This window comes from Cupriavidus sp. C1SS-2L (assembly GCF_057073735.1).
This window is the reverse complement of the sequence record NZ_CP172708.1, coordinates 3426647-3442083: the sequence shown is the minus strand read 5'-3', so window position 1 is coordinate 3442083 and position 15437 is coordinate 3426647. Positions and strand designations below refer to the sequence as shown.

The 15437-nt window shown below is 63.3% G+C and carries 15 protein-coding genes and 1 tRNA gene; 10 read left to right on the top strand and 6 right to left on the bottom strand.

Features of this window, described 5'->3' with window-relative positions:
- Positions 1 to 109: 109 nt before the first annotated feature.
- Complete coding sequence (locus tag ACIGJG_RS15905; RefSeq protein WP_041679723.1) at positions 110 to 1255, top strand: porin; 1146 nt, start codon at positions 110 to 112, stop codon at positions 1253 to 1255.
- A gap of 407 nt (positions 1256 to 1662) precedes the next feature.
- Here ACIGJG_RS15905 and ACIGJG_RS15900 read toward each other — a convergent pair whose 3' ends face one another.
- Positions 1663 to 2859, bottom strand: a complete 1197-nt coding sequence (locus ACIGJG_RS15900) for a Do family serine endopeptidase (RefSeq protein WP_011299239.1) — start codon at positions 2857 to 2859, stop codon at positions 1663 to 1665.
- 19 nt (positions 2860 to 2878) lie between these two features.
- Here ACIGJG_RS15900 and ACIGJG_RS15895 point away from each other — a divergent pair, with 19 nt between their 5' ends.
- On the top strand, positions 2879 to 3625 hold the full coding sequence (locus ACIGJG_RS15895) for a Nif3-like dinuclear metal center hexameric protein (protein ID WP_011299238.1): 747 nt from the start codon (positions 2879 to 2881) through the stop codon (positions 3623 to 3625).
- A 72-nt stretch (positions 3626 to 3697) separates the two neighbouring features.
- Here ACIGJG_RS15895 and mscL read toward each other — a convergent pair whose 3' ends face one another.
- On the bottom strand, positions 3698 to 4132 hold the full coding sequence (mscL, locus tag ACIGJG_RS15890; protein WP_011299237.1) for a large conductance mechanosensitive channel protein MscL: 435 nt from the start codon (positions 4130 to 4132) through the stop codon (positions 3698 to 3700).
- 214 nt (positions 4133 to 4346) lie between these two features.
- Between mscL and petA the strand changes: the two genes are divergently transcribed.
- From petA to ACIGJG_RS15860, 6 genes are all read left to right on the top strand, one after another.
- A complete protein-coding gene (gene petA, locus ACIGJG_RS15885) occupies positions 4347 to 4964 on the top strand; it encodes a ubiquinol-cytochrome c reductase iron-sulfur subunit (RefSeq protein WP_011299236.1) in 618 nt (205 codons plus the stop codon).
- Positions 4965 to 4966: 2 nt separating this feature from the next.
- Complete coding sequence (locus ACIGJG_RS15880; RefSeq protein ID WP_140952681.1) at positions 4967 to 6370, top strand: cytochrome b; 1404 nt, start codon at positions 4967 to 4969, stop codon at positions 6368 to 6370.
- Positions 6371 to 6409: 39 nt separating this feature from the next.
- The gene (locus tag ACIGJG_RS15875) at positions 6410 to 7153 is read left to right on the top strand and encodes a cytochrome c1 (protein WP_011299234.1); all 744 of its coding nucleotides are present in this window, start codon (positions 6410 to 6412) and stop codon (positions 7151 to 7153) included.
- Between the two features lie 207 nt (positions 7154 to 7360).
- Positions 7361 to 7972, top strand: coding sequence for a glutathione S-transferase N-terminal domain-containing protein (locus ACIGJG_RS15870; RefSeq protein WP_008643086.1), 612 nt, complete (start codon positions 7361 to 7363; stop codon positions 7970 to 7972).
- Between the two features lie 56 nt (positions 7973 to 8028).
- Entirely contained in the window at positions 8029 to 8517 is a 489-nt protein-coding gene (locus tag ACIGJG_RS15865; RefSeq protein ID WP_140950681.1) for a ClpXP protease specificity-enhancing factor, read from the top strand.
- 61 nt (positions 8518 to 8578) lie between these two features.
- Positions 8579 to 8654: transfer RNA gene (locus tag ACIGJG_RS15860), tRNA-Thr, on the top strand.
- Between the two features lie 116 nt (positions 8655 to 8770).
- Here the strand turns inward: ACIGJG_RS15860 and ACIGJG_RS15855 are convergent.
- The 3 genes from ACIGJG_RS15855 to ACIGJG_RS15845 are packed head-to-tail and all read right to left on the bottom strand — an operon-like array spanning position 8771 to position 11814.
- On the bottom strand, positions 8771 to 9541 hold the full coding sequence (locus ACIGJG_RS15855) for an enoyl-CoA hydratase/isomerase family protein (protein WP_041680075.1): 771 nt from the start codon (positions 9539 to 9541) through the stop codon (positions 8771 to 8773).
- A 14-nt stretch (positions 9542 to 9555) separates the two neighbouring features.
- Positions 9556 to 10791, bottom strand: a complete 1236-nt coding sequence (locus ACIGJG_RS15850; RefSeq protein ID WP_140950680.1) for a CaiB/BaiF CoA transferase family protein — start codon at positions 10789 to 10791, stop codon at positions 9556 to 9558.
- A gap of 45 nt (positions 10792 to 10836) precedes the next feature.
- Positions 10837 to 11814, bottom strand: a complete 978-nt coding sequence (locus ACIGJG_RS15845) for a Bug family tripartite tricarboxylate transporter substrate binding protein (RefSeq protein ID WP_483672531.1) — start codon at positions 11812 to 11814, stop codon at positions 10837 to 10839.
- Between the two features lie 162 nt (positions 11815 to 11976).
- On the opposite strand from ACIGJG_RS15845, the gene ACIGJG_RS15840 reads away from it, so the two are divergent.
- The gene (locus ACIGJG_RS15840; protein WP_011299229.1) at positions 11977 to 13002 is read left to right on the top strand and encodes a LysR family transcriptional regulator; all 1026 of its coding nucleotides are present in this window, start codon (positions 11977 to 11979) and stop codon (positions 13000 to 13002) included.
- Here ACIGJG_RS15840 and ACIGJG_RS15835 read toward each other — a convergent pair.
- Complete coding sequence (locus ACIGJG_RS15835) at positions 12929 to 13981, bottom strand: phytoene/squalene synthase family protein (RefSeq protein WP_011299228.1); 1053 nt, start codon at positions 13979 to 13981, stop codon at positions 12929 to 12931. The genes ACIGJG_RS15840 and ACIGJG_RS15835 overlap by 74 nt on opposite strands.
- A 194-nt stretch (positions 13982 to 14175) precedes the next feature.
- On the opposite strand from ACIGJG_RS15835, the gene sorA reads away from it, so the two are divergent.
- Positions 14176 to 15429, top strand: a complete 1254-nt coding sequence (gene sorA / locus ACIGJG_RS15830) for a SorA family sulfite dehydrogenase catalytic subunit (protein ID WP_011299227.1) — start codon at positions 14176 to 14178, stop codon at positions 15427 to 15429.
- Positions 15430 to 15437 lie beyond the last annotated feature (8 nt).

Here is a 15437-nt window from a genome sequence, read left to right as displayed (position 1 = left end):
CGGCCGGGGACGCTGGCCCATAATACGCAGCAGACGTGAAAGTAAGATGCGTCGCCCAAGCACTTGGGCAACCAAGATTTCCCAATCAGTTGACAAGGAAAGTGTCGATATGAAGATGAAACTGTTTGCTGCTGCCGTCGCCGCTCTGGCCGCTGGCGGCGCGTATGCCCAGTCGAGCGTGACCCTGTACGGTGTGGTTGACGCTGGTATCGAATATCAGAACAACCAGCCGGCCAACGTGTCGCAGGGTGTGGGCTCTGGTCACAGCGTGACCCGCATGATCTCGGGCGGCCAGTCGGGCAGCCGTTGGGGCCTGCGTGGCGTGGAAGACCTGGGCGGTGGCCTGAAGGGTCTGTTCGTCCTGGAAAGCGGTTTCACCGTTGACGATGGCAAGATGGGCAATGACAGCCGTCTGTTCGGTCGCCAGGCTTACGTCGGTCTGGGCAGCCAGTACGGTCAGCTGACCCTGGGTCGTCACCAAACTCCGTTCTATGACTTCGGTCTGCAGTTCGACCCGATGGCCATTGCTTCGAACTACTCGATCACCGCTCAGGACGGCGCCTTCGCTGGCCGTGCTGACAACTCGATCAAGTACATCGGTACGTTCGGTGGCCTGACCGCCAACGCTCTGTATAGCTTTGGCTCGAACACCGGCGGCGCCACTGGCGTTTTCCAGGGCAACCAGGGTGAAGTCCCGGGCACGTGGAAGATCGGTCGCGAATACAGCCTGGGTCTGACCTACGCTGCTGGCCCGTTCGCAGTTGGTGCCGTCTATGACGAAACCAACCTGGGCTTCACCGCCAACCCGGACGCAACCGTGCGCCGCGCTTCGCTGGCTGGTACGTACGCCTTCGGTCCGGCCAAGCTGTTCGCTGGCTACCGTTGGGCCAAGGGTGTTGATCTGGGCACGATCCCGTTCCTGGCCAACACGAGCCTCCAGGCAATCAGCGGCGCGAAGGCGTCGTCGAACCTGTACTGGCTGGGCGCTGGCTACCAAATCACGCCGGCATTCTCGCTGACCGGCGCGGCTTACTACCAAGACTTCCGTGGTGCCAAGGCTGATCCGTGGCTGTTCGTTGCTACGGCTGACTACGCACTGTCGAAGCGCACCGACGCTTACCTGAGCCTGGCCTACGCCTACAACCGCGACAACTCGAATCTGGGTGTTAGCGGCTTCGGCAAGACCAACGTCGACTCGACCGGCAAGGGCGACAGCCAGTTCGGCGCTACCGTTGGTATCCGCCACAAGTTCTAATCTGAAGCGGGCCTGAGCCCGCAGTAGATTGGCTTGAAAAAACGCCGGCATCCGAAAGGGTGCCGGCGTTTTGTCTTGTCTTCAGCCACGCGCATCTGCATGGTGTGCGAGAGCAGAACGTTTTTGCATGTGCCGAGCATCAGCTGCGCATCGTTCCTGTCCGCAACGGCTATCAAGGTTGCTCTGGTGCCGCAGCGCCGGTGCCTGCACGAATCCCCAGTTCGCGGCGTGTAGGGTGCAGGCTAAAAATATCTTCCTGGCTTGTCGGGATGCCTACGCGAAGCGCTGTCGATACCGACAATTCCCGAACCTAATTGTTCAGGAGTAGGGCAGCTGGAGAAGGACAACAAAAAACCCCGCCATGCTGGGCGGGGCTTTTCGGTTGTGCAATCAGGAACCAGATGGACCTACTGTTCTTCATCATCGAACGGCAGCGAACGCCGCGGAGGCGGGGGCCGTTTGCCAATCGTCACCGTCAGCTCGGCAGGCTTGCCGCGGCGAATCACCTTCATCTTGATATCCACGCCGGGCTTGAGCTGGGCAATAGCATTGAGCAGTGCGGTGGTATCGGTAATGGGCTGCCCATCGACGGAAGCCAGCACGTCGCCCGGCTTCACGCCTGCCTTGTCAGCCGGGCCGCCTTGCACCACGGCCGCGATCAGCGCGCCTTGCTTGGCGTCGAGTCCGAACGATTCCGCGATTTCGGGCGTCATGTCCTGCGGTTCCACGCCGATCCAGCCGCGCGTCACGCTGCCCGTCGAGATGATCGATTCCATCACCTGCTTGGCCGTCGAGACCGGAATCGCGAAGCCGATGCCGAGCGAGCCGCCCGACCGCGAGTAGATCGCCGTGTTGATGCCGAGCAGATTGCCCTGCGCATCCACCAGCGCTCCGCCGGAGTTGCCCGGGTTGATGGCCGCGTCCGTCTGGATAAAGTTCTCAAACGTGTTGATCCCCAGATGGCTGCGGCCCAGTGCGGAGACGATCCCCATCGTCACGGTCTGGCCGACGCCGAACGGATTGCCGATCGCCAGCACCACGTCGCCCACCTTGACGTTTTCCAGCCGGCCAAGTGTGATCGCAGGCAGTTCCTTCAGCGAAATCTTCAGAACCGCCAGATCAGTTTCAGGGTCCGAGCCCACCACCTTGGCGTTGGCCTTGCGGCCATCGGTCAGCGCGACCTCGATTTCATCGGCGCCGTCCACCACATGGTGGTTGGTTAGAATGTAACCCTCGGCACTGACGATGACGCCGGAGCCCAGGCTGGACACCGGTTCCTGGCGCTCAGGCAGCCGGTCGCCGAAGAAGAAGCGGAACCACGGGTCCTCAGCCTGCGGATGGGGCGAGCGTCGGGAGCCGTTCTTGCTGGTAAAGATATTCACTACGGCAGGCATGGCTTGCCGCGCAGCTTCGCTGTAAGACGCTTGCGCGGCAGCGCCGGCCACGTTGGGCACGACTTCCTTCAGCGCCACGATAGGCGACCCCGACTGCACCGCGACGCGGCCCCTCTGCAGCCACTCTGGCTTGAGCGTGGCCACGACGAACCAGACTGCCAGCACGACCGTGACAGCCTGGGCAAAGAACAGCCAAAAGCGCCGCAACATATTGGAGTTTGAGCAAGAAATGAAGACTAAAGAGCTGGAATTGTACTTGAACGACCTGTTGGAAGTTTCCCGCTACAAGGACTATTGTCCCAATGGCCTCCAAGTGCAAGGCAACGCCGAGGTCACACACGTCGTGACCGGGGTGACGGCCAGTCTGGCTTTGGTCGAGGCCGCCATCGAGGCCGGTGCCCAGGCCATCCTCGTGCATCATGGCTATTTCTGGAAGAACGAGGACGCGCGCGTGGTCGGCCAGAAGCATGCGCGCCTCAAGCGGTTGCTGGGTGCCGATATGAACCTGTTCGCCTATCACCTGCCGCTCGACAATCATCCCGAGTTCGGCAACAACGCGCAGCTCGCACTGCAGCTTGGCTTTGCGCCAACCGGGCGCTTCAGCGACGACCAGCTCGGTTGGACTGGCACGCTGCCTGCGCCGATGCCGCTGCAGGCGCTCGCCGCGCACGTCGGTGGCGTGCTCGGGCGCGAGCCGCTCGCTATCGGCGACCCCTGCCAGATGATCCGCACGGTCGGGTGGTGCACCGGCGGCGCCCAGGGATATTTCGATGCTGCCGTCGCAGCCGGCGTCGACGCCTATCTGAGTGGCGAGGTCTCCGAGCAGACCACGCACCTTGCGCGCGAAAGCGGCGTGGCTTATCTCGCGGCCGGGCATCATGCGACCGAGCGCTACGGCATTCGCTCGCTTGGCGAGCATGTGGCGCAGCGCTTCGGCCTGCAGCATACCTTCATCGATATTCCCAATCCTGTTTGACGCATGTCAAAAAAAACGGCCCCCATCGGGGCCGTTGTCTTGTCAGAATCCTGCTTCCGACGTTTTGCCGGTTCAGGGCTGGCGGGTTTTCAGGCTGTCGCGGATTTCACGCAGCAGGACGATATCCTCCGGCGGCGGCGGTGGCTCTGCCGGGGCCGGCTCTTCCGCACGCATCTTATTGAATGCCCGCACCATCAGGAAAATGATGAAGGCCAAAATCACGAAGTTGACAACGATAGTCAGAAAATTCCCGTAAGCAAACACGGGCACACCAGCTTTTTTCAGCGCGTCAAGCGTCATGGGCGTACCGGGAGGCGGTTCGGCCAAGGTAACAAACATATTCGAGAAATCCAGCTTGCCGACGATACGCCCGATGACCGGCATGATCAGGTCATTGACCACCGAATCGACGATTTTTCCAAATGCCGCGCCAATGATTACGCCGACCGCAAGGTCGATCACGTTGCCGCGCATTGCAAAGGTCTTGAACTCCGACATCATGCTCATGGGGCATTCTCCTTATTGTTGCAAGCAATGAACGTTTCAAGCTCAGAAGCCTGCCGCATCAATGCGCGGAACGCAAGCTTGCATGCGGCTATCGGGCTTGTGCGACCGATAATCGTACATTCCCATTGGGTTTTTCGCCTATCTCGTGCCGAGGTGCCTCATGTACAATTTATGGTTGACGCAAAATCTAAATTGACTTCCCCTGGGGTTTGGAATGAGTGACCAGCAAGACGTGAAGAGCGTGGATAAAGGTCGCCGCAATTGGTTGATCGCGACATCCGTCGCTGGCGGCGTCGGAGGCGTAGCGGTAGCGGTTCCTTTCGTCAGTACCTTTGCACCATCCGAGAAAGCCAAGGCAGCCGGAGCGCCAGTGGAAGCCGATATCGGCGCCCTCAAGCCCGGCGAAATGATGACCGTTGAGTGGCGCGGCAAACCGGTCTGGATCCTGCGCCGGACCGACGAGATGCTGGCCTCGCTCAAGAAGACCGACGGCGAAGTCGCTGATCCCAAATCCGACGTTCCGTTTACGATGCAAACGCCGGATTACTGCAAGAACGAAACCCGCTCCCGCGCGGAACACAAGGACCTCCTGGTCGTCGTGGGCATCTGCTCCCACCTTGGCTGCTCGCCGTCGGGTCCCTTCGCCGCTGGCTCCAATCCTCAGCTCGGCACCGACCCCGGTTTTCTCTGCCCCTGCCACGGCTCCACCTTCGACCTGGCTGGCCGCGTGTTCAAGAACAAGCCGGCGCCGCAGAATCTCGATGTTCCCCCGTACCAGTTCCTGACCGACACCAAGATCGTGATCGGCAAGGACGAAAAAGGAGAAGCTTGATCATGGCGGCCGAAAAGCAAGTCAAGACAACCGGTCTGCTGGGCTGGATCGACGCCCGCTTCCCCGCCACACAGCTTTGGGAAGACCATCTCTCCAAGTATTACGCGCCGAAGAACTTCAACTTCTGGTACTTCTTCGGCTCGCTCGCACTGCTGGTGCTGGTGATCCAGATCGTCACCGGTATCTTCCTGGTGATGAACTACAAGCCGGACGGCACGCTCAACTCCGCCGGTATTCCCGTGGCTTTCGCCAGCGTGGAATACATCATGCGCGAAGTCCCGTGGGGCTGGCTGGTGCGCTACATGCATTCGACCGGCGCCTCGGCGTTCTTCGTCGTGGTGTACCTGCACATGTTCCGCGGACTGCTGTACGGTTCGTACCGCAAGCCGCGTGAGCTGGTCTGGATCTTCGGTTGCCTGATCTTTCTGTGCCTGATGGCCGAAGCGTTCATGGGCTATCTGCTGCCATGGGGCCAGATGTCGTACTGGGGCGCGCAGGTGATCGTGAACCTGTTCTCGGCCATCCCCGTGATCGGCCAGGACCTGTCGCTGTTCATCCGCGGCGACTACGTCGTGAGCGATGCCACGCTGAACCGCTTCTTCTCGTTCCACGTGATCGCGGTGCCGCTGGTGCTGCTGGCGCTGGTCGTTGCACACATCATCGCGCTGCACGAAGTAGGCTCCAACAACCCGGACGGCGTCGAGATCAAGGCGAAGAAGGACGAGAATGGCATCCCGCTGGACGGCATTCCGTTCCACCCGTACTACTCGGTCCACGACACGCTCGGTGTGGCCGGCTTCCTGGTGATCTTCTCGGCCGTGATCTTCTTCTTCCCGGAAGTGGGCGGCTATTTCCTGGAAGCGAACAACTTCTTCCCGGCTGATCCGCTCAAGACTCCGCCGCACATCGCGCCGGTGTGGTACTTCACGCCGTTCTACTCGATGCTGCGTGCGACCACGTCGAACTTCCTGCCGATCCTGTGGGTGTTCTTCGCACTGGTGCTGGGCATGTTGTTCGTGCGCAGCAAGGACGCGCGCATCAAGGCTGCGTCGGTCGCCATTGCCGTGATCCTCGCAGTCGGCTTCTACTTCATCGACGCCAAGTTCTGGGGCGTGCTGGTGATGGGCGGCTCGGTGGTCGTGCTGTTCTTCATGCCGTGGCTCGACTGCTCGCCGGTCAAGTCCATCCGCTATCGTCCCGCTTTCCACAAGACGATCCTGATCGTCTTCGTGGTGGTGTTCCTGGTCCTCGGCTACCTCGGCGTGCAACCGCCGTCGCCGGTGGGTGAGAAGGTGTCGCAGCTCGGCACGCTGCTGTACTTCGCCTTCTTCCTGACCATGCCGCTGTGGAGCCGCGCCGGCGAGTTCAAGCCGGTGCCGGAGCGCGTCACGTTCCATCCGCACTGAGCGAACGCGCGAACCCCGACAAGAGGACAAGGACACACGATGAAAAAGCTGCTTTCCATCATTGCGCTGGCAGGCGCCTGCTTTGCCGCCGCGCCCGTCATGGCCAGCGAAGGGGGCTATCCCCTGGAGCCCGCGCCGGTGAACACCGCCGACCTGTCGTCGCTGCAGCGAGGCGCCAAGCTGTTCGTCAACTACTGCCTGAACTGCCACAGCGCATCGATGATGCGCTACAACCGGCTCAAGGACATCGGCCTGACCGATGACCAGATCCGCGAGAACCTGCTGTTCTCGGCAGACAAGGTTGGCGAGACCATGACCATCGCCATGCAGCCGAAGGAAGCCAAGGCCTTCTTCGGCGCGCAGCCGCCCGACCTGTCCGTAATCGCGCGCGCGCGCGGCGACGACTGGCTCTACACCTACCTGCGTACCTTCTACCGCGACGATAGCCGCGCCACCGGCTGGAACAACCTGGTTTTCCCGAGCGTCGGCATGCCGCACGTGCTGTGGGAACTGCAGGGCCAGCGTGCCGCCAAGTTCGCCGAAGCGGAAGTGCACGGCGAGAAGGTCCACAAGTTTGCCGGCTTCGAGCAGCTGAGCCCGGGCAAGATGAGCAAGGTCGAGTATGACCAGGCCACCGCCGATCTCGTTGGCTTCCTGGACTGGATGGCCGAGCCGGCGCAGAACCACCGCAAACGCCTCGGCGTCTGGGTGCTGCTGTTCCTGGGCATGTTCACTGTCTTTGCATGGCGCCTGAACGCCGCCTTCTGGAAGGACGTGAAGTAACGCCTCAGGCCGGCCCGGCAGCAAAGAAGGGCCAGAGCGGAAGTTGCTGTTGCAGCACCGCTCTGGCCCTTTTTCTATGAGAGTCGGCCAAGGTGGTGCTCAAAAAGTGGATTATATTCAACTTATTTGCTTTTCGATGCCCGGATTTGGCAGAATGTCAGACCTTACCGTCCGACCCAGCATCGGCTAAGCCCAAGGAATCCAACCATGATGGTGTTGTATTCGGGTACGACTTGCCCGTTTTCCCAACGTTGCCGCCTCGTCCTGTTCGAAAAGGGCATGGACTTCGAGATCCGCGACGTCGACCTGTTCAACAAGCCCGAAGATATTTCGGTGATGAACCCCTACGGCCAGGTGCCTATCCTGGTAGAGCGCGACCTCATCCTGTATGAGTCGAACATCATCAACGAGTACATCGACGAGCGCTTCCCGCACCCGCAGCTGATGCCGGCTGACCCGGTGCAGCGCGCCCGCGCCCGCCTGTTCCTGTTCAACTTTGAAAAGGAACTGTTCACGCACGTGTACGTGCTCGAGAACGAAAAGGGCAAGGCCGCCGAAAAGAACCACGAGCGCGCCCGCGCCGCGATTCGCGACCGCCTGACGCAGCTCGCGCCGATCTTCGTCAAGAACAAGTACATGCTTGGGGAAGAGTTCTCGATGCTCGACGTGGCCATCGCCCCGCTGCTGTGGCGCCTGGACCATTACGGTATCGAACTGTCGAAGAACGCCGCGCCGCTGCTCAAGTACGCCGAGCGCATCTTCAGCCGTCCGGCCTACATCGAGGCGCTGACGCCGTCGGAAAAGGTAATGCGCCGTTAAGCATGGCGGGCCCGATGCTTGCATCGGGCCAACCACCGGCGCCATGAAGAAGCACCATGCCTGAAACCTCCACCAAGCCCTATCTGATCCGCGCCATTTACGAGTGGTGCACGGACAATGGCTTCACGCCTTACGTCGCCGTCTTTGTCGACGCCAACACCAACGTGCCGCGCGAGTTCGTCAAGAACAACGAGATCGTGCTCAACGTGAGCTTCGACGCCACCAGCGGCCTAGACATGGGCAACGAGTGGATCACGTTCAGCGCGCGCTTCGGCGGCGTCTCGCGCAAGATCGACGTGCCCGTGGAAAACGTACTTGCGATCTATGCGCGCGAAAACGGCCAGGGCATGGCATTCCCGGTCGAGCGCAGCGTGCCGGAAACGCAGGCCGCAACCGAGCGCGAGAACAACCCGCCGCCCAAGCTGGCGCCCGTGGAATCCGAAACGGCCGTGAGCCCCGAACCGGGCGCACCGGACGATGACGATACGCCGCCCCCTGTGCCGCGTATCGGCGGCAAGAAGCCGTCGCTAAAGGTGGTGAAGTAAGTCACGGGTGACTTACCAAAGCGGACCGTGATGCAGTAGAATCGCGGTCTGCATCAGATATGCCGGCTTAGCTCATCAGGTAGAGCAGTTGATTTGTAATCATCAGGTGGCGGGTTCGAGTCCTGCAGCCGGCACCAGATCATCGAGGGGTTACACGCCATTTGGCTTGTAACCCCTTGTCGTTTTTGCGGCCGATTCGGCGCCGCGGAACAAGCAGGGCGTGAGGCCATAACCGCTGACGCCCGGACGGTGTTCACGCCTGCCAGTACGGCTTGCGCTTCTCCACAAATGCGGATATGCCTTCCCTGGCATCGTCGGTGGCAAAGACATTGCCGAACGATTCCACTGCCGTAGCGATGCCGCGGCGGTAGTCGCTGTCATTGGCGCGCAGGAATGCCGTGCGTCCCATCCGCATCACGACCGGGGACTTGTCGCAGAACGTCTGCGCGAGGGCACGCGCTTCGCACATGACGTCGGCTTCGGGGACGATGCGATTGACCAGCCCGAGCGACATGGCTTCATCGGCGCCGAACGAGCGGCCCGTGAACAGCAGATCGAATGCGCGATGGCGGCCGATGATGCGGGGCAGGTGCGTGTAATGGATCGCGGGCGTGACGCCGACGTCGATCTCCGGATAGCCGAAGGTTGCGGTATCGGCGGCGACGATCATGTCGCAGTGAATCGCCAGCGTCATGCCGCCGCCGCGCGCCGTGCCGCCCACTGCCGCAATCGATGGCTTGCCCAGCCGGAACTGCGCTTCGTTCAAGCCGCTGTAAAGCTTGTCGACCAACTGGTACGCGCGCTGTGGCGATGCACCGTGCAGCGCGTCGAGTTGCAGGCCCGCGCAAAAGCGCCGTGGCACGGCGCTGCCGAGGATGACCGCGCGTACGGCATCGTCCTTCGCCGCACGGTGCAGGGCGTCCAGCAGCGCATCGATCATGCCTTCGTTCAGGGCGTTGACGGGCGGGCTGTCCAGCAGGATTTCCGCGACGCGGTCGCGGACTTCATAGGTAACGGTGCTCATGTTGTCTCGCATGGTCATGCCGCGGCGCGCTGTTGCGTCGGCGTGTTGGATTCCGTGTGGCCCGTGGTTGCCACCACGCCGCTCGCATGCAACGCGGCGATAGCATCGTTGTCATAGCCGGCCTGGCGCAGTAACTCCCCGGTATGCTCGCCCAGCAATGGCGGCGCCCGGTGCGCGATCCGGTCTTCCCCCTGGAAGCGGATGGGCAGGCCCATGTTCCTCACCTTGCCCAGCACCGGGTGCTTGGACTCGACGATTAGCCCGCGCGCGGCCAGTTGCGGATGCGCGAGCGCCTGGTCGAGTGTGTGGATCGGCGCGCAGGCGACACCGGCGTTGCGCAGCGCGTCCAGCCAGAATGCGACGGGCTGGGTGGCAATGCGCGCCTGTACCAGGGCGACGACCTCGTCGAAGTGCGCGACACGGTCGGCATTGGTGGCGAAGCGTGGATCGTCGACATAGGCCTGCAGGGCAGCGACGGGGCAGAAGCGCCGCCACTGTGCGTCGTTGCCGATGCCGATCATGACCGGCCCATCCGAAGCCTCGAACACCTGGTAAGGCGCCATGGCGGGATGCGCGGTACCCATGGGGCGCGGCACCTTGCCGCTGCACCAGTAGTTCTGTGCGAGGTAGCCCATGAATCCCATCGCGGTGTCGAGCAGCGAGACCTCGAGTTGCATGCCGCGGCCGGTCTTCTGGCGTTCGATCAACGCGGCCAGGACGCCGCTGAACGCATGCATGCCGGTGCCGAGATCGACGGGGGAAAAGCTTGCGCGAGCGAGCCTGCCGCCGGGTTCGCCCATGGTGCTGACCATGCCGCTGAACGCTTGCAGCATGACGTCGTAACCGGGTTCCTGTCCGAGCGGGCCGGTACGGCCGTAGCCGGAGATCTCGCAGTAGATCAGCGCGGGGTTCAGGGCCGAAAGGGTGTCGTAGTCAACGCCGAGCCGAGCGGCCGCCCCGCTGCCAAATCCTTGCAGGACGACATCGGACTTGGCCGCCAGCGCGTGGACGATCTTCCGGCCCTCTGCCGTCTTGAGGTCGACCGCGATGCTGCGCTTGTTGTGGTTGACGGCCAGGAAGGTCGCCGACTGGCCCTGGTCCTGCGGCAGCCACGCGCGCGTGTCGTCGCCACTACCGACCGGCTCGACCTTGATGACTTCGGCGCCAAGCTCCCCCAGATACTGGCCGCACAGCGGGCCCGCAAGTACCTTGCTCAGGTCGAGCACCCGAATTCCCTGCAATGCAATCATGTGTCTATCCGTTGAATGTCTCTGGGCGGGTTGGGCCCGCCTGCCTTATTCAGGCTTGATGTCGATCGACCGCGCCAGCGCGGTCCAGCGTGCTGCGTCCCGGTTGACGAAGTCCTGCACCTCGCCCGGCGCGAGATGGAACGGCTCCGCGCCGCGCGCGACCAGCGCGTTGCCGTACGCGGCATTGCGCGCGGATTCGGCCACGGCTTCGCGCAGCAAACCGACAATGGCCGGCGGCGTGCGCGCGGAGATTTGCAGCGAAAGCCAGAATTTGAGGGCGACCGCCGGATATCCCGCTTCAGCCAGCGTCGGCACGTCGGGCAGCAGCGGCGAACGCGCCGCCGACGTAATCGCCAGCGCCTTGAGCTTGCCGCCCTGGATCTGACCAACGCTCGTGGTCATGCTGTCGAACAGGAAATCGACGTTGCCCGCCATCACATCGCTGCTGGCCGGCGCGCTGCCCTTGTAGGGAATGGTGACTGCCGAGAACTTCGCAGCCTTGAGCAGCAGCGCGTCATAGATATGCGGCGAGCTGCCCGCGCCGCAGGTGGCATAGCTGAGGTTGTCGGGCTTCTGCCGGCCAAGCCGGACGAGATCCGCCACGGTGTTGACGCCAAGCTTGGTCGGATGGACCACCAGCACGTTCGGCACGGTCGCCACCACGCCCAGCGCCAGCAGGTCGCGCTGCGGCTGGAAGCGCAGGTCCGGAAACATCAGTGGATTGACCGCATGCATGCCGACCGTGTTGAGCAGGATCGTGTAGCCATCGGGGCTGGCGTCGAGCACGCTCTGCGTGCCCAGGTTGCCGCCAGCGCCGGGCTTGTTTTCTACGACGACCGGCTGGCCGAGTTTCTGCGACAACGGCATGGCGATCTGGCGCGCGACGAAGTCGCCGGGACCACCTGCAGCGAATGGCACGACTAGTTTGACCGGCCGCGTGGGCCATGGTGAATTGGCGAGCAGGGGCCGCGCGAACAGCGCGGCGCCTGTGCCAGCAAGAAAGGTGCGGCGACCGATGCTCATGTTGTCTCCAAGGAAGGTGTACGCCGGATTCCGCGTGCGTTGCGCGGGGCAGGTGGGTGTCACTATCCGGGGCGCTGGGCTATATGTCCAAGATATATTTTGGATGCCTGGTATCATGAATCCTTATAGCCAGCGGGCACACACTAGGGTCAGGAGACAGCCATGGGAATACCGGTGGACGTGCGGGGATTGCGCGGCTTTCTCGCCGTGGCGGCGGCGGGATCGATCTCGCGCGCGGCGGAAACGCTGCATATCGCCCAGCCGGCGCTGAGCTTGCAGATCCGCCAGCTTGAAGACACACTCGGCGTGGCCTTGTTCACGCGCAGCCACCGGGGCGTGTCGGTCACGGCCGCCGGCCAACGTTTCGAGCACCACGCGCGGGATATCCTGAAGCGGGTCGACCTGGCGTGCGAAGACGTCAGGGACCTCGTCACGGACCCGGAAGGCCGCGTCGCCATTGGCCTGCCGCAGTCCATGGCCAAGATCCTGACCGTGCCGCTGGTGCGGGAGACCATCCGGCGCTGGCCCAAGGTGCGCCTGCAGGTGATCGAGCTGAGCACCGGTTACATCCCGAACCATTTGCTGACGGGCCATATCGATATCGGCCTGACCTTCCAGGCAAATGCCGACCCCGGCCTCCAGTTCGATCACCTTGTCGATGAAGACCTTGTGATCGTGGCGGAGCCCGGCCGGTTTGCCGGGGCGAGACGGCGCGACGTCCTGCCGGCCAACGCGATCCGCCTGCGCGAGCTGAGCGATTACCCCATGATTCTGCCCGCCGGCGAGCATGGCCTGCGCGCGCTGATCGACAGCCACCTGCGCGCGAACGAGATCGACCTCCACGTACTGGCGGAAGTGAATGCGATTCCCGAACTGATCGCGCTGGCCGCGGCCGGCGTCGGCTGCACGGTGCTGTCCTACGCTTCGGTCTGCGCGGAGCTGCGCAAGGGTCTGTTGTCGGCCTCGCGCATTGCGGAGCCCGCCATGTCGCGGCCGGTCTTCCTGTGCCGCTCGGCCACCATGCCACTGTCCGTGGCGGCCTCGGCGGTGCATGAACTGCTGACGGAAATCGTCAGCGAGCAGATCGGAGACGGCAGCTGGCCGGCGCGCGTCGCTATGGCGACAGCACCCGCTCAATCCGCGCGATCTCGCCCTCCATCCAGCGGCGCAGCGACCGATCGGACATGACCTGCAACGTGCTGCGACCCAGGATGCGATAGACCGTCTTGCGATCGATCTTCGAGACCTGTGCGGGGTCAAGCCAAACTTCGTTCCGCACGAGCTGCCGCAAGGTTTCGAGGCCGATCAGGATCGGCCACAGGCAGGCCAGCCGCAAGCGCACGGCCGTACGCGGGATTGCGAGCGTGTAGGCCATGGCTTCCCGGAAGTGGTCCAGCGCGAGGCGCACGAGTTCGAACAGCACCGGCCGCATGCGTTGCGAGTTCGCGGGTTGCAGCAGGTCGCGCGGTTGGGCACCGTGGCGGCCGAGCACATCCGTCGGCAGGTAACAGCGTCCGATGCGCAGATCATTGGCGCAGTCGCGCAGCACGTTGACCATTTGCAAGGCCTTGCCGAAGCGGATGCCCCGGCGATGCATGACGGTCGAATCCTCCTTGAGCACGCCGGGCTGGTGCGCATAGGTCATCGCCGTCCAGAACTCGCCCACGCAGCCAGCGACGAGGTAGGTGTAGCGGTCCAGGTCGGACAGGTCGGGCAATGCGCCAAGCTGTCCTGAGCGCTCATCCGGAAAAGTGCGCAGGTCGAATTCCATGCCCTCGGTCAGCGTGGTGACGATGCCGCGCACGGCGGTGCGGTCGGCGTCGTCGAGCTGCGCCAGCACGTCGAACGCGGGGCGGATCGACTCCAGCAGCGCGCTCTCTTTCGCTTGCGTCTGATGCCCAGCGACTTCCCGTGCCAGTCGATCCGCAAGCTGAGCCGGATCGTCGCTGCCATTGACGCACCGACGCAGCGACAGCAGCAGATCGAGGCGTACGGCAGGGGAGATCAGCGAGGTATCCGCAATGGTGTCCGCCGCACGCGCAATCAGGTAGGCGAGCCCGACAGGATCGCGCATGCCCGCTGGCAGGATGCGCAGCGTCAGGTAGAACGAACGGGAAACTCCCTTCAGCAGCGGGCCGAGCAGGTAGGCCCGGTTCGGGTTTGGCATGGGTGCTGTCGTGGCACGAGGGTAGGGCGCATTGTAGCCGTCACATGAGGCAATGACCGTTCTGCGCCCGGGAATTCGATTCCGCCGATAACCCTTACCGGAATATCGAGTTGTACGCTAAACCTTGTGATAGCGACAATCCGGCGGTTACGTCCCTGCCGCGGACTCCAGATCCAGAACAAGAGGAGAAGACCATGAATGCGCCTGACAATCCCCATCGGCGACACACCGGTGGCCGACGCAAATTCCTTCAAGGCGCCGGCGCCCTGATGGCCCAGGCCACGCTCGGCGCCACCGCGTTCGACGCGTTCGCCGCCACGCCGGCCAAGGTCACCATGCCGTTCGCCAACGGCGAGCGCGAACTGGTCGCTTTCCCGCAGAAGCGCCCGCTGATCCTGCTGACCAGCCGTCCGCCACAACTCGAGACGCCGTTCAGCGTGTTCAACGAAGGTGTGCTCACGCCGAATGACGCGTTCTTCGTGCGCTACCACTGGAGCGGGATTCCGACGTCGATCGACCCGCAGACCTATCGCCTGCGCGTCGGCGGCCATGTGAAGGCGCCACTGGAACTGTCGCTGGCGGATTTGAAGACGCTCGCGGATCCGGTCGAGATCGTGGCCGTGAACCAGTGCTCGGGCAACAGCCGCGGCTTCTTTGACCCGCGCGTCAACGGTGGCCAGCTGGGCAATGGTGCGATGGGGAATGCGCGCTGGACCGGCGTGCCGCTCAGGAAGGTGCTGGAAAAGGCCGGCGTCCAGCCGGGCGCCGTGCAGGTGACATTCAACGGCATGGACAAGCCGCCGCTCGAAGGCGGCCCGGACTTCGTCAAGGCGCTGAACATCGACCACGCGCTCGACGGCGAGGTGATGCTGGCCTGGGCAATGAACGGCGCCGACCTGCCGATGCTCAACGGCTATCCGCTGCGGCTCGTGGTGCCTGGGCACTACGGCACGTATTGGGTCAAGCACCTGTCGGACATCCAGGTTGTGGACAAGGTCTTCGACGGCTTCTGGATGGCCTCTGCCTACCGCATTCCGGCGAACCCGTGTGCCTGCGTGGCGCCCGGCACGGCGCCCTCGGCCACCACGCCCATCGGACGCTTCAACGTGCGTTCGTTCATCACCAGCCTGACGGATGGCGCCAAGGTGCCGACCGGCCGCGAGACGGTGGTGCGTGGCATCGCCTTCGACGGCGGCTACGGGATTGGCGAAGTCGGTTTCTCGGCGGATGGCGGCCGTTCCTGGCAATCGGCAAAGCTTGGGCAGGACCTGGGCCGCTACTCGTTCCGCGAATGGACGGCGGTGCTGCGCCCGCCGCGCCGCGGCAATCTCGACTTGCGCGTGCGTGCCGTGAACCGCGCCGGCCAGAGCCAGCCGATGGAGGCGCTGTGGAATCCGCCCGGCTATATGCGCAACGTGGTCGAGTCCACGCGCGTTACCGCAGTCTAAGGGAGGGC

Excerpts from the sequence above, each read along its gene's own strand:
- ACIGJG_RS15905 (WP_041679723.1), top strand. The coding sequence starts at position 110 with ATGAAGATGAAACTGTTTGCTGCTGCCGTCGCCGCTCTGGCCGCTGGC.
- ACIGJG_RS15900 (WP_011299239.1), bottom strand. The coding sequence starts at position 2,859 with ATGTTGCGGCGCTTTTGGCTGTTCTTTGCCCAGGCTGTCACGGTCGTG.
- ACIGJG_RS15895 (WP_011299238.1), top strand. The coding sequence starts at position 2,879 with ATGAAGACTAAAGAGCTGGAATTGTACTTGAACGACCTGTTGGAAGTT.
- mscL (WP_011299237.1), bottom strand. The coding sequence starts at position 4,132 with ATGAGCATGATGTCGGAGTTCAAGACCTTTGCAATGCGCGGCAACGTG.
- petA (WP_011299236.1), top strand. The coding sequence starts at position 4,347 with ATGAGTGACCAGCAAGACGTGAAGAGCGTGGATAAAGGTCGCCGCAAT.
- ACIGJG_RS15880 (WP_140952681.1), top strand. The coding sequence starts at position 4,967 with ATGGCGGCCGAAAAGCAAGTCAAGACAACCGGTCTGCTGGGCTGGATC.
- ACIGJG_RS15875 (WP_011299234.1), top strand. The coding sequence starts at position 6,410 with ATGAAAAAGCTGCTTTCCATCATTGCGCTGGCAGGCGCCTGCTTTGCC.
- ACIGJG_RS15870 (WP_008643086.1), top strand. The coding sequence starts at position 7,361 with ATGATGGTGTTGTATTCGGGTACGACTTGCCCGTTTTCCCAACGTTGC.
- ACIGJG_RS15865 (WP_140950681.1), top strand. The coding sequence starts at position 8,029 with ATGCCTGAAACCTCCACCAAGCCCTATCTGATCCGCGCCATTTACGAG.
- ACIGJG_RS15855 (WP_041680075.1), bottom strand. The coding sequence starts at position 9,541 with ATGAGCACCGTTACCTATGAAGTCCGCGACCGCGTCGCGGAAATCCTG.
- ACIGJG_RS15850 (WP_140950680.1), bottom strand. The coding sequence starts at position 10,791 with ATGATTGCATTGCAGGGAATTCGGGTGCTCGACCTGAGCAAGGTACTT.
- ACIGJG_RS15845 (WP_483672531.1), bottom strand. The coding sequence starts at position 11,814 with ATGAGCATCGGTCGCCGCACCTTTCTTGCTGGCACAGGCGCCGCGCTG.
- ACIGJG_RS15840 (WP_011299229.1), top strand. The coding sequence starts at position 11,977 with ATGGGAATACCGGTGGACGTGCGGGGATTGCGCGGCTTTCTCGCCGTG.
- ACIGJG_RS15835 (WP_011299228.1), bottom strand. The coding sequence starts at position 13,981 with ATGCCAAACCCGAACCGGGCCTACCTGCTCGGCCCGCTGCTGAAGGGA.
- sorA (WP_011299227.1), top strand. The coding sequence starts at position 14,176 with ATGAATGCGCCTGACAATCCCCATCGGCGACACACCGGTGGCCGACGC.